This window comes from Paenibacillus sp. SYP-B3998 (assembly GCF_010820665.1).
Lineage (GTDB): Bacteria > Bacillota > Bacilli > Paenibacillales > NBRC-103111 > Paenibacillus_E.
Window position 1 is genome coordinate 1 of the sequence record NZ_JAAIKC010000010.1, and the last position, 12,718, is coordinate 12,718.

Annotated in this window: 11 protein-coding genes and 1 pseudogene; 7 read left to right on the forward strand and 5 right to left on the reverse strand. The window is 44.5% G+C overall.

The window, feature by feature from the left end; all coding sequences use genetic code 11:
• Positions 1-285: 285 nt before the first annotated feature.
• Positions 286-1,092, reverse strand: coding sequence for a helix-turn-helix domain-containing protein (locus GK047_RS21415; protein ID WP_163951559.1), 807 nt, complete (start codon positions 1,090-1,092; stop codon positions 286-288).
• A gap of 75 nt (positions 1,093-1,167) precedes the next feature.
• Between GK047_RS21415 and GK047_RS21420 the strand changes: the two genes are divergently transcribed.
• Entirely contained in the window at positions 1,168-1,644 is a 477-nt protein-coding gene (locus GK047_RS21420) for an SRPBCC family protein (RefSeq protein ID WP_205516906.1), read from the forward strand.
• Between the two features lie 165 nt (positions 1,645-1,809).
• Here GK047_RS21420 and GK047_RS21425 read toward each other — a convergent pair whose 3' ends face one another.
• Complete coding sequence (locus tag GK047_RS21425) at positions 1,810-2,391, reverse strand: hypothetical protein (RefSeq protein ID WP_163951562.1); 582 nt, start codon at positions 2,389-2,391, stop codon at positions 1,810-1,812.
• A 209-nt stretch (positions 2,392-2,600) separates the two neighbouring features.
• On the reverse strand, positions 2,601-2,825 hold the full coding sequence (locus tag GK047_RS21430; protein WP_163951564.1) for a hypothetical protein: 225 nt from the start codon (positions 2,823-2,825) through the stop codon (positions 2,601-2,603).
• A 338-nt stretch (positions 2,826-3,163) separates the two neighbouring features.
• Here GK047_RS21430 and GK047_RS21435 point away from each other — a divergent pair, with 338 nt between their 5' ends.
• Positions 3,164-3,379, forward strand: a complete 216-nt coding sequence (locus GK047_RS21435; RefSeq protein ID WP_163951566.1) for a hypothetical protein — start codon at positions 3,164-3,166, stop codon at positions 3,377-3,379.
• Positions 3,380-3,402: 23 nt separating this feature from the next.
• On the opposite strand, the gene GK047_RS21440 is transcribed toward GK047_RS21435, so the two are convergent.
• Positions 3,403-3,804, reverse strand: coding sequence for a DUF4362 domain-containing protein (locus GK047_RS21440; RefSeq protein WP_163951567.1), 402 nt, complete (start codon positions 3,802-3,804; stop codon positions 3,403-3,405).
• Positions 3,805-4,113: 309 nt separating this feature from the next.
• On the opposite strand from GK047_RS21440, the gene GK047_RS21445 reads away from it, so the two are divergent.
• Positions 4,114-4,974, forward strand: coding sequence for an alpha/beta hydrolase (locus GK047_RS21445; protein WP_163951569.1), 861 nt, complete (start codon positions 4,114-4,116; stop codon positions 4,972-4,974).
• Between the two features lie 341 nt (positions 4,975-5,315).
• Here the strand turns inward: GK047_RS21445 and GK047_RS21450 are convergent, their stop codons facing one another.
• Entirely contained in the window at positions 5,316-9,254 is a 3,939-nt protein-coding gene (locus tag GK047_RS21450; RefSeq protein WP_163951570.1) for an S-layer homology domain-containing protein, read from the reverse strand.
• 271 nt (positions 9,255-9,525) lie between these two features.
• On the opposite strand from GK047_RS21450, the gene GK047_RS21455 reads away from it, so the two are divergent.
• The 4 genes and pseudogenes from GK047_RS21455 (at position 9,526) to GK047_RS21470 (ending at position 12,716) form a co-directional block, all read left to right on the forward strand.
• Positions 9,526-9,864, forward strand: coding sequence for a hypothetical protein (locus GK047_RS21455; protein WP_163951572.1), 339 nt, complete (start codon positions 9,526-9,528; stop codon positions 9,862-9,864).
• A 37-nt stretch (positions 9,865-9,901) separates the two neighbouring features.
• Positions 9,902-10,135: pseudogene (locus GK047_RS30695) on the forward strand (hypothetical protein); the annotation flags it as partial.
• Positions 10,123-10,509: an alpha/beta fold hydrolase gene (locus tag GK047_RS21465; protein WP_163951575.1), complete on the forward strand. Its 387-nt coding sequence runs from the start codon at positions 10,123-10,125 to the stop codon at positions 10,507-10,509. The pseudogene GK047_RS30695 and the gene GK047_RS21465, both read left to right, overlap by 13 nt.
• Positions 10,510-10,592: 83 nt before the next feature.
• The gene (locus tag GK047_RS21470) at positions 10,593-12,716 is read left to right on the forward strand and encodes a sensor histidine kinase (protein WP_163951577.1); all 2,124 of its coding nucleotides are present in this window, start codon (positions 10,593-10,595) and stop codon (positions 12,714-12,716) included.
• Positions 12,717-12,718: the final 2 nt, after the last annotated feature.

A 12,718-nucleotide genomic window follows, 5' to 3' on the forward strand; every position in this document is an offset into this window, starting at 1 on the left:
AAGAAACCGTCTCCTTTGAAATGGTTGGGTGGTACCTCCATTTTACCAAAGAACGGTTTCTTTTTGTTGCATAAAATGAAAAAGAGGCCCTCCCTCAGTCATTATTCATGACTTTTGGGACAGCCTCATGCTTTATGGGACGGTTCTTTTCCGTTCACTTTTTTAAGTACACCACCTCATGAATTCGCCATTAATAATTAAATATTGACAAGCTATTAGCTGGAATAGCGGAGTGAGGCTGCCATCGCGTGAAACGAATGGCACTTTTCTCTCTTACAGCGGCAACTATTCACTGGATGCTCTTCTGTTGCGAAATTCTTCCGGAGTCAATCCAATAACGGATTTGAAAGCTTTTATAAGATGGGTTTGATCATGATAACCGAGATCTAATGCCAGTTGGGACCAATTCAGCTCCTCATCCCTGGCTGTCCTTTCTGCGATGTCATGGAGCCGATATCTCTGGATCACCCATTTGGGACTGACGCCCACATACAAATTAAACAAACGTTGCAGTCCCCTTGAATTCATTTGAAAATGGGAAGCAACATGTTCAACCCTTGTCAGTTCCCGATCTGACATCATGACTTGGTGGATTCGGTTAATCAATTCCACATTGTCATCACGTTCCGGAAGCCTTGCAGTTAAAAAAAATTCCACCGTCTCGACCATTTTCTCTCGGTCCGCCTGCGATAAGATTGCATCCTCAAGCTCTTGTACATTTAAATCAAATAAAGCGGTAAGTTTCATCGTTCCATTCGTAATTTGCGACACCGGAATGTACATGAAAGGATAAAAAGCCCCCGGCCTAAACTTTATGCCAAATATGGTTCCATAGCCTTCGAGCAAATAACCGAATTTTCCGGTGACAACGCCAACCACCCTCGTGTTGTTCTTCTCAAAGACCATATGGACGCTAGGATGAGGCAGATTTTCTGAAAGAAACGGTTCTTCTCCACGTAAATCCCACTGAACCATCCAGTAATTCTCCACAAAAAAAGCAAGATGCTCCGAAGGTCGAAATAAGGATAACTTAAACTTAGTCTCTGCGGATTTATTGTTTAACATGCCGATTGGTTTTATTTCAGCCGCCATTATTTTACCTCCTGTCGCATTTTTACGATACTTCCCTTTCCTCATGTTGTAATATTTCATATTGGAAAGATTATATTGACCATTAAATTTAATAAAGAAAGGTTTGAGATTATGAGCAACATGTTATCCATTGACAAACAAAGAGAAATTGTTGCAGCAGCAGAGACTGTTTGGAATGTCTTAATTGACCCTGATTTTATTAAACAATGGCTGGGAGTCACAATCAAGACTGATTGGAAAATTGGCCATCCGATTTCCTTTTCCTTCAGTTGGGATGGCAAAGTTTTCGAAGATAAAGGACATCTATTGGAGTTGGAAGCTCCCAAAGTTTTCTCGTATGACTACTGGAGCGGCCTCTCCGGCACAGATGACACCCCTGAAAACTATTCAATCATCAAATTTACGTTATTAAACCAAGATAACAAGACAATTTTAAAGTTAAAACACAGTAACTTTTGTACTTGGACTATGTACGAACATTCAGATAAGAACTGGGAAGAAACATTGGACAGTATAAAGAAAATTGCTGAAAGAGAATCTATAATCAACTGACCCGCACTTGATCTTGAAACTATCCTGCCCATTCAACAGGCTGCCGATTATACCGGCAGCCTCGTCGTGTCGTTCTGTAATTGAGCTATAGTTCTGAGTTAGCTTAGTCCAAGGTTTACATTTCGTACGAAACGGGACGCAAAAAAGGCACTTCCCTATTATGTGTCATTTATCATTTGCCTTCATTTTTCGGCGTCTTTTGAAATAGAATATAGTCACAAGAAGGCACAATATCAACATACCACCCAAGATCAAAACATCATAGTCCTTATCCGTCATAAACCACATTTTGTATTCCATATTCACCTGATTTATTGGAGTATTTCCCTCACCAAATTGCTTGTCTATCTGGTTAAGTGACTGTATTTCTTTAACTGGACCACAGGGACTATTCACTAACTCTCCATTGAGATTTTGTGCATGAAGTAAGTATGATTTTCCTTTTTCAAATGGAAATCCCCAAGAATAATCTGTTGCCACAATTATTTGTGAGGGGACCTCAATATTCCAGCTTCTTTCAACATCAACCAGTATGTATGTAACATACTCCTTGGGACCAATAAAACCTTTTTGCTTGATATCTCCCTTAATCTGAATTACTTCACCATATATTGCTCCTCCGAAAGTCTCCATTTTCTCCTTATACCCATCTACCTTAACGCAAGATAATGCATTCACATCATTTTTTGGGGAAACAAGAAAAATAAGACTAACTATAAGTAAAGGCATCCAAATTTTAAACTTCAATCAACTCAACCCCTAAGTGTGTGAAGTACTTTAAGTTTAAGACGAAACCTCCTATCGATATGTTTCAAAAAAAGTATCTTTTTGCACTATCCTGCCCAATAGCTTAATGAAGCTGCCGACATCCTTCCGCGGCAGCTTCATTGTCAATGCATTAAGCTCTTGTACATCGTTAGAGTGTAATGATATCAATCTAAGTTAAGATTAATTCGTTAAGGGCTTACTTTGGCATGTGAATTCTTCCCCTCATGATAATCTTCCCATAGTGGGGCGATGTATTTTTCTAATGTTTTTACGACGTCATCTCTTCGGCTCTCTTCGACATTTACAGTGTCACTTGAAATATCATTTCTAATTCGTATGAGCACAAATAAAGGGGGTAATGCAGCCTCACGAAGAGCCTTAATCATATTTTCTTCTTGTGGAGTAATATCCATAACGTATCACATTTCCTTTCTAATAGATTTCTGCTCGATATAATTCCATTATAAACCTTGACCTCAGTGTTAGGGTCATGTGGAAGTAAGCTATTCAACTGTGCTGCCCGTTACTTAAATGAATCAAAAAAAGAGCTTCTTCAATGCAGCTCCTGCGCTATAGTTCTGCGTTAGCGTAACATGCAGATGCCGTGTCCGTGAGGATGGGTAATGGGGAAAATATTTACAAAGAAGCATTTGGTAGTCTATGATTTAAATATTCGCCCCTGGGGGAAATTGTGCGTCTTTTGGGACCGACTACGCCGGCAATGAAATCAAGCTGAAGGAGATGAATAAAGGTGAAGAATAGATTCGAATTTACTGCGGTCGTCTTAATAGGCAATGGTGAGTTAACAGACGACTTTACCATCGATATCGCCAAAATGGCTGACCGTTTAACCACACAGCTGGAGATCGCCAAGAAAGCGCTCCAAACTATTGCGGTGAGCTCAGCGCAAGGCAACGAGGCAGCCAAGACGATTGCCGCAGAAGCTCTAATAGCGATTGTCGAGTAGGTGCCGACTCCTATCGATTTTCTTTAGCGGAATAAATCATTTTTCTTGAGGATGCTAAAAATTGACAGGCTATTTTCACCTTCATTGTCACATTGATCGAGTGTATAAACATAATGTTCTTTTGTCTCATGCATGCTAATGCTCTTGCATCGGTAAACCTGTTTACCATGCTCAGAGCTCATTCCATCCCTGTTATTGTCAATGGTCCATGTGATTTCATTGCCATCTGATTGCACATCATGTATCCAGTACCCTCCATCGATAATCGGCGGAATTAGCATGAGATAATCACCTTTTCCATTTTTATGACGCTCAACCAACTCGTTTAACCGTTTTATGTCAGTTTGGTCGAAACGGTGAAGGATAATATCTGTACTTTTAAGAGCACCTTCATCATGTCTAAAAATAACGAAAATAATCGTCAACAAAAGCCCGATGATAGCAATTAGCAGTCCTATCGTTACCTTTTGTTCGTATCATGTATTCCTCCTTATCTTCAGTTTATTAGACGTTCTACCGCTAGTATCGTTGCGTTATTCTGTCCGTTACTTGAACAGGCTGCCCAATGCAGGCAGCCTGTTTTATTATTTTGTAATCGTTTTCCGTTAGCGTAGGGCACTCTTCCTCCCCTGGACCAAGTTATTACCATCCGATGATAACTCTTTCCATTAATGATTGCCTCTTGTAAGATTTATATAAAGGAAGGTCAAAAGAAATGCGGAGGGATCAGCTTTATGAATACTTACCCTGAAGACTTTGAAACGTACACCGCTCGTGATGGTGCTCAACTTCCATACCGTTTTTTTGAGGGTCCACCCGATGTTGTGCTTATTTTCCTACACGGTATTACGGAACCTAGCCTGTATTTGAGGGAATTCGGCCAATATATATCCCAACTTGGGCTCGCCACCGTGTACCTTCCGGATCTACGTGGGTATGGAAATCATCCCATTCGACGCGGTGACATTGACTACATCGGGCAACTTGATGATGATATGGAGGACCTGTTCTGTTTTGTTCAGAAGCACCATCCCGGTGCGAGGATCATTGTAGGAGGTCATTCTGCGGGAGGTGCAACCGCGCTCAGACAAACAATACGACCGATTCATAAGGACATTTTTGCCTATTTACTCATTTCACCAGCACTTAGCCCCAATGCGCCACTTGATCGAAAAGGTGGTTCAGGTAACGAATCCAAGGTGAGCATCCCACGATATCTGTTGTTAATGCTGCTCAATGTACTTGGCATTCACCGTTATAACAACGCTATTGTATACCGCAGACTCACACCGATTGAAAAGCTACATGGGACTGAATCCTGCAATCTTAGCTATCGGCTCGCCTTGTCGCGCATGGTGGGAAATAATTACGAAAATTATTTGTCGCAGTTGACCCAACCGACTTTCGTCATGGTTGGGGCTGATGACGAGGTATTCGACGCTGGTGCATACAAACCACTTTACGAAAGATTTTGCAAGGCTGAGGTCCGCATCATCGCTGATCAAAATCACGACTCGATTGTAAAAACTGAAAATGCACTCTCAATCATGGGGAACTGGCTCAGGTTGATTCAGGAAGGGGGACAAGCAAAATGAACTAGTGAAAGATAAGCCATTAAACAGCGTCTGCCCGTAATCAATACAACTACCCAAGCTAAACTGCCCCTTAGTTTAGAAGACTACCAATTCCATTGGTATCGGCAGCCTTCTAATGTTGATTGAGCTTTAGTTCTCCGAGGGGGTTGAATGTTAAAATGTCATATCGTAGTTATACGTTGAAACCGCCAGCATTAACTGGCGGCTTATTGTGTTAAATAGTTTGAGCCAGGTAATGGCTTGCTGCGTGTATTTCCGTGGGCGGCGGATTGAACATCTCGCACGATCAAGCAGTCTACGGATGAAAGCAACACGCTGCATGACAGCACTTTGCAACGGAATTAGTTAATTAGGTTTAAATTCTTTAACATACGATACAAAAATGATGCACTCTGAGCGCGGTCTGCATTCATGGCAGGAGCCAGCTGGTCATCCGCCACACCGCTTGTAATACTTGTTTTTATCGCCACAGCCATCGCTTCTTTCGCCCAGCCTTGAATGCTGTCATGATCAGCATACCGGGAGAGAATTTTGTCGATATCCGCCGAGGACACTGTCCCCTTCCACATTCCACTCGCATGCATTGCATTATAGATCATTTGAAGCATTTCCATTCTACTTATCTCTGCATTCGGTTTAAAGGTTCCATCGGAATAACCATCGATCAGATGTGCTTTCACCGCAGCCCCAACGGATTGCGCGAACCAATCGCCGGACTTCACGTCTTTAAAAATGGGTTGACTATCACTTGTATCAGGGGTGACGCCGAGCGCTCGCGTAAGCATCGTGATAAACTCGGCACGAGTTACCGTTTTAGTTGGCTTAAAGCTACCATCTTCATATCCGCTTAGCACATATTTGGAAGCCAGTGTATCAATCGCATCTTTTGCATAACTGTTCGCTACATCGCGGAATGTTTTACTATTTTGGGCAACAGCATATATGGCATTATTTCTCCCATAGATCTGCGCCTGAAGTTGTCCATTCGAATCTTTGGTAAATACTGCTGGCACAGGATAATATTTTCCTGTTGCCGGATCGACCATGACGCCAGCCAGATTGCTTAGCGGCGTTTGGCTAAATGAACTTGGCAGGTTTAATAGGTGTTTTGTATAGGAATCAAACTGAGTCATAGAATGATCCGACCCATTTTTCTCGATGAAGTTCATTTTATAATCAATCGGTGTAGTAACAGACGAAATGCCTAATTTACGCAAAAGTTCATCACTTACCTGACTCTTCTTCGACATACGCAGCTTAACATGTGCACCCGTCAAAGGTACCCCGAATTGTTCAAGCGATTTTTGCACAGTGCTAGCGGGAAAATGAAAAGCTGCAAACTTGGACTGGATGATCAGTACCGTTTTCGGGTTTTTATTCAGTAGTTTTTGAAATAGTTCCACTTCAAAATCGAACTCGAAATCATCCCATCCGTCAGATGGTATTTGCATAACCAACTGATCCTTATCACTAGATGATGGCAAATGATCCAACGCATCCAGAATCGTTTTCGTATCCACGCTAACTTGCGAAACCTTGTGCCCATTGGAATCGGTAACCGTTGTCGGGTTTACGGAAAGGCTGCCGTCACTATTCTGTTGCACCGATGGTGATTGGGCGCTGTCGCCTCCTTGGTTGCCTCTCGGGTTGCCTCCTGGGTTGCCTCCCGGGTTGTCTCCTGGGTTGCCTCCCGGGTTGCCTCCTGGGTTGCCTCCTGGATCAGGCGAATAAGGAGTAATCACAACAACTGAAGTATAAGGAACAAATTGGGAGTTGGAATTCAAATATCCTAACAATTGCCCCATTACATTTTCTACACCAATCATGTATTGGTTGGCAAGTGGCTTGGAGTTAAAGTTATCCAGCAGCATGAAATCAGACAAGTTAAATGAGTATGCAGAAGCTCCAGTTGCCGGTATCTCCGCAATTCTATTTTCATTACGTTCATTATTGCCGTCGATCGTCTGAAAGTCAGGCATGATAACATAGCTTGATACGCCTGTCACATTTGATGCTGCATCCCACTTAATAGTCCCACTCAAATTGTTTCCGGTCGAATCTGTGCTTTGCATAGATGCATGCAGCGGCAGCATGGAATCATTCCAAAGACTAACAAAATCTGGGGTGATATGCTCAGATGTACCATCAAAGGTGTATAAACGAATTCCTATTGCACCGGTTGGGATATTGGTTTCTGGTACATCCGGAGCATAATTCGTCGAATCAGGAACAAACGGTGTATCGAGAATCATGTCGCCCAGCTTATTCCCGTTTCCATCTTCGAAATAAAAGCGATAATCCTTTGGCTGTAATGGTCCAGATGAGGGATACCAGGAAACATAACCGGAAATTTTCCCTGCCGGCGTACTACGAGCTTGCCGGTACACAAAATTAGTCGGCTGCGTATTTGAAATCGTCTGAAGCGTATGTGAAACTTGGCTGCCGAATACAAAAACCGAATCCTCAACGATAGTTTCGGGCTCCTCACCGATCATGCCATCTGTAATACCTACATGATATAGACCAGGATACAGATGATTGAATACGGCAACTCCATCCATTGAGGTGTTAGCTGTCATTTTATGACGAAAATCACCATCAGGTGCAATTGTAACTGTAACCCCGGAGACAGGAACACTGTAAACAGAACCGTAAACGGAGTTCGAAACCGATTGATTTGCCGCTCTTGACACATTCCATTCTTTAACCGGTACTCTTAACGTCACGGAACCCGGGTTTACCGTATACCCTTTGCCATTATTATTGTAGGTTACGGTTTCCGATACGGAACGATTCCCCGTATATTCGGTATGGATTTTTACACTGTACGTTCCTGGTGGCAAGTGACCATCCAGTGTATGAGTTACTCCTGTAACACCGTACGGCGAGTCGTATCTACGGGTTGAACCGCTTAGGCTTACAGTGCTTCCACCCAACGGAAATACATCAAAATAGATCTTGTCCAAATTCGACAAAGCCGGAATATCATACGTAAACTTTAATTGATCATTATTAATCACTTGAATGGAAACATTTTTCAATGGTTTTGGGGCTACATCGTACGATGACGCAAAAGGAATCATGGGTATTGGTCTATTTGTAGTATCGAAATTGTAACCGACATCCAAAAGTCCATAAATGCGCGTGTTATTATCATAGTTTGATCCGCTTGCAACGACAGTACCATCCTCATTGATGAAAAAGGAATTGTCAAAACCTGCAAAAACAGCTTTTACGTTGGATACGGTTGTGATTTTCGTGAACTTGGTTACTTGCCCATATATTTGAGGATCGCCTAGTTGTCCACGATAGTTAGCGCCTATTCCCCAAACAGAGCCATCGTTCATTAATGCGAGCACATGGCCCTTACCGACATTTAACGATTTCAAACTTTTGTCTTTCAAAGATGTCACCTGTACGGGGGTGTAGGAATCTTTGGTGTCCCCTGTCCCCAGTTGTCCACTGCTGTTTTGCCCCCAAGCGAAGACACCGCCGCTTGTTACGGCATACGCGAATGCGGCATTCGGGTTAGATACGATTTCGGTTGCTCCAGAAATGCCGTTGACTGCAGTCGCCACGGAAGACGTCGTAAAATTCCGAAGATCTGTCAAACCCCATTGATAGATGGTTCCGTCGTCTTTTAAAGCATATGAGGCCAGATTGCCTTTAGCTATTTGCTTAATACCAGTCAATAGTGTTTTGTTCTCGTCAATAACAACTGGCGAGGGGGTAAGATTCATGGAGAGTGGACTACTGAATTGACTACCTTGTCCCAGCTCTCCCTCAAAATAATTACTGCCCCATGTCAACACTTTCCCATCAGATGTTAATGCCATCGCCATCGTTTGACCTGCTGCAATCTGTTGGATGTTGCTCAGACCATTTACTAATGTTGGAGTATTAATTCCGGTATTGTTAGGATTTGGCGGCAGCATCCCCCATTCCCACACATTGCCTTGGGTGTCTAGGGCCAACGTGTAAGTGGGACCTGCGACAATATCCTTCATTTTTGGAGAACCGCCAATCGCAACCTGGACTGGGTATTGGTGGTCGGCGATATCGCCTATTCCCAGCTGTCCATAATTATTTTTCCCCCATGTCCACACCGATCCGCCGGCATCCAGAGCGACTGTAAAGCTTCCTGAGGAAACAACTTTAACCGGGTAGACACCGGCAATACCCGTCTGAGAAGCATCCGTTGAAGCGAATGAGGCAGGGACAGGAAATACCGACACGATCATAATCATCAATGTCAAAATCCGAAGCAGCTTGAATTTCATAAACACACTCCCATAATTTTTATTAAAAACTTCATTTCAATAGACCTTGTATGTTAAAAAGGTTCTAATGTAACCTAGTCCCATACTCTAACAACGAAAGCGCGTTTCAAAAAGGGATCCCTCTCTTCAAATGAATTCTTGAACTCAAGTATGGAGAGTATCATTGAATGTTTAAAACTGGTTTAAAAAAATAAAATTATTATGATTTTTAATCATTTTTAAACTCTACTGGTTACAGTGGGGTAAAGTTTGCCGAAGGGGGGCTGTGCACATGTTCAGTTTTGTCGTATTGTTGACGATCATTGGGGGAGTATTGCTTTATACGGGAACGGCGGGCGTGCTTCTTATGTTCGCTCCTAAAGGTAAAAAAGTGACCGCGGAAGATGTCAGAACGGAGCCGGTAAGCCAGGATTTGTCCGGCCTCCCCGCTCTTTCGAAATATAAGGCGAGAGATGGAAACGAGCTTGAATATCGCTACTATCCCGTTGTGGATTTTCCGGATAAACCGGTATTTATTTTGCTTCACGGCATAAGCACGGACGGAAAGTATCTTCATTCATTGGCATTGCCGGATAACGCAAAAAGAGATGGCGCATGTATACGTCCCTAATCTCAGGGGATACGGTTAACAGCCGCGAAGAAGGGGGGATATCGACTACATCAGCCAGTTGGAGGATGACCTGTCGGACCTGATCCGCTTCATCCATATGGATCATCCATCTATGCCAATCACGCTCGGAGGGCATTCGGCCGGGGGCGGCACGGCACTTCACCTCTTATTGATGCCTGTCTGCTGCTTTCGCCTGCGCTTCCACCGAGTGCCCCTTTCCATAAAAAAGGGAAATCAACCAGGCTTGTCAGCCTCAGTTTGCCGCGACTGATCGGGCTTATGATGTTGAATACGGTCGGCGTGGAGGCATTTAACGGATTGCCAGTCATGATCATCAACAAGCAGGAGGAAACGCTGGACAGAACGGAAACGTTGTCACTCAGCTGCCGGCTGTTAACTTCGAGGATGCCGCCACTACGTTACGAATCCTCCATGCGGGCACTGCCCGGAACGTCGCTGGTCCTTGTCGGTGAACGGGATGAGGAGTTTGCAGGCGAGAGCTACCAGCCTCTCTTCCCTCTACATACCGACGCCGAAGTCGAAGTACTCCCAGGGCTGACCCACGACGGCATGTTCCTCAGTGAAGAAACTTTTCGCAGGATTGAGGCATGGTGGAACAAACTGGATTGGATGCCGAACACTTGAATTTTCTGTATATCTGGTTCAAAGGTCTTATGATACAATGGTAGCAAAAGACAAGATTCGACACTCGATTTGAGGAGGGACCGATGCGAAAGTCTGCGCTTTATAGCGTAATGCTTCTCATGGTGGTTTTTTGTACGGCCTTTCGGGCTGACGAAGCTCTGGCTGTAGTGAAAGCCCCACATGCCCTGCAAGGTGTGCTGGATGCCACAGGCTGGAGCGCTGAACGGGATGGAGACCTTCCATTGGAAGGAGAATGGGAGTTTTATTGGAACCAGCTCCTTGAACCGAATGATATAAACGATCAATCCTCCCACTTGAATCCTACATACGTGAAAGTGCCGAATGAGTGGCATGGCTACACGATTGGTGGCAAGCCACTTTCCAACGATGGATACACTACATACCGGCTGCAGATCAAACTGCCCCCCGGCGAGATCCATAAACATGAGGCCTTATACATCTCGGGGATAGCTACCGCTTACCGACTTTGGATCGACGGAAGTTACGCCACTTCCAACGGCACTGTCGGAAACAGTAAAGACAGTATGATTCCGCGGAATTACGCCAAAATCGTGACATTTACTCCAGATAAGCAGCAAATCGAACTTGTGCTGCAGGTTTCCAACTTCGTACAGCGCAAAGGTGGTTTATGGTCAAGCATTCGACTTGGGAGCGAGCAGCAGATCAGCTATGAACGGGATAAGAAAGTTACGGTCGAAGCCTCGTTGGCAGCGAGTCTTGCGATCATGGGGTTCTATCATCTTGTGATTTTCTTACTCAGGCGCAAGGACATGTCACCATTGTTTCTTGGCACGTTGTGCTTGGTCATTGCCATTCGGACATTATTTGTCGGCGAGGCGTTGGCGATTCGGCTGTTTCCGGGCATCAGTTGGGAGTGGGGGACGAAGCTGGAGTATCTCGGCGTCTTACTCGGAATTGCCCTAGTCGTAGCGCTCGTAAACTCCCAGTACCCCGGTGAAATGAACAGAAACATGTGCAAGATCGCCGTCTGGGTCAGTGTCTCTTGCGCATTCGTGGTACTCATCACTTCCGCTGGCTTATATACCCGTATGATGCTTGCTTTTCAGCTGTGGATATTGCTGATCTTCGGATACGTCGCCTTCGTATATGTACTGGCGCTACTGAGAAGGAAGGAAGCCGCCGGATTCAACTGCGTGGCGCTTTTATTGTTTATTGCCGCAGCCGTTAACGACACCTTATACTACAATCATACTGTTTCAACGGGAGATTCGTTCCCTCTCGGCTTGGTCGGAGCACTGTTTATACAATCGTTTGTTTTGTCACGCAAATTTTCGCGTTCTTTCAAGCAAGTGGAGAAGCTGTCCAGAGAACTCGCGGTGATCAACGAAACGTTGGAAGAAAAAATTAAAGAAAGAACCGTGCAGCTACGCCAGTCGGTGGCCAACCTGCAAAAGGCGAATAATGAACTCTCACAATTGGAGACGTCCCGACGCCACCTGTTGTCCGGCATTTCGCATGAACTTGGCACACCGCTTACGTCGATTCAAGGTTATGTAAACGGCATGAAGGACGGGGTCATTGACCCAGGAAATCCAAAATATTTAAATTTGATCTATGAGAAAACCGTGTATTTGGACCGAATCATTGGCGATTTAATGGAATTGTCCAAACTGGAAGCTAGGCAAATGGCGTTTCATTTTGAACCGCTTCCCGCGGAAGACTATTTTCGCCATATCTATGAAAAGTATGAGCCGGAGCTTCGTTCGAACGGCCAGCAGTTCGAGTGGGACGGCCTCCAGTCAGCCGAGGAGAGTTTAAAGAACGATGGCAGAATTGTCATTTTTTCCGGCGATCCGCTTCGGATGGAGCAAGTCGTTTCCAATTTGCTTACAAACGCCAGAAAGTTTACGTCAGCAGGAGGAACAATCCGGATAGACCTGCTGTTCGAACATGAGCCAGGTACTATCACTTTACGTGTATCCGATACCGGGGAGGGCATCGCCGATGAGGACCTTCCATTCATTTTCGATCGGTTCTATCGCGGCAAAGGTTCGAAAGAACGACGTGCCGTAGGAACGGGGTTAGGTCTGGCCATCGCCAAAGAAATCATCGAGGCGCATGGGGGAACGATTGGTGTGGAAAGCAAACCAGGGCAAGGAAGTGCGTTTTTTTTCAAACTTCGGGCGTACTGCGAAAAGTTCGGCGGCAGCGGAGAGAGGATGTAACT

What these genes read in the sequence shown, in the direction of transcription:
- GK047_RS21415 (WP_163951559.1), bottom strand. Translation starts at nt 1,092, where the DNA reads ATGGCGGCTGAAATAAAACCAATCGGCATGTTAAACAATAAATCCGCA.
- GK047_RS21470 (WP_163951577.1), top strand. Translation starts at nt 10,593, where the DNA reads ATGCGAAAGTCTGCGCTTTATAGCGTAATGCTTCTCATGGTGGTTTTT.
- GK047_RS21430 (WP_163951564.1), bottom strand. Translation starts at nt 2,825, where the DNA reads ATGGATATTACTCCACAAGAAGAAAATATGATTAAGGCTCTTCGTGAG.
- GK047_RS21450 (WP_163951570.1), bottom strand. Translation starts at nt 9,254, where the DNA reads ATGAAATTCAAGCTGCTTCGGATTTTGACATTGATGATTATGATCGTG.
- GK047_RS21445 (WP_163951569.1), top strand. Translation starts at nt 4,114, where the DNA reads ATGAATACTTACCCTGAAGACTTTGAAACGTACACCGCTCGTGATGGT.
- GK047_RS21455 (WP_163951572.1), top strand. Translation starts at nt 9,526, where the DNA reads ATGTTCAGTTTTGTCGTATTGTTGACGATCATTGGGGGAGTATTGCTT.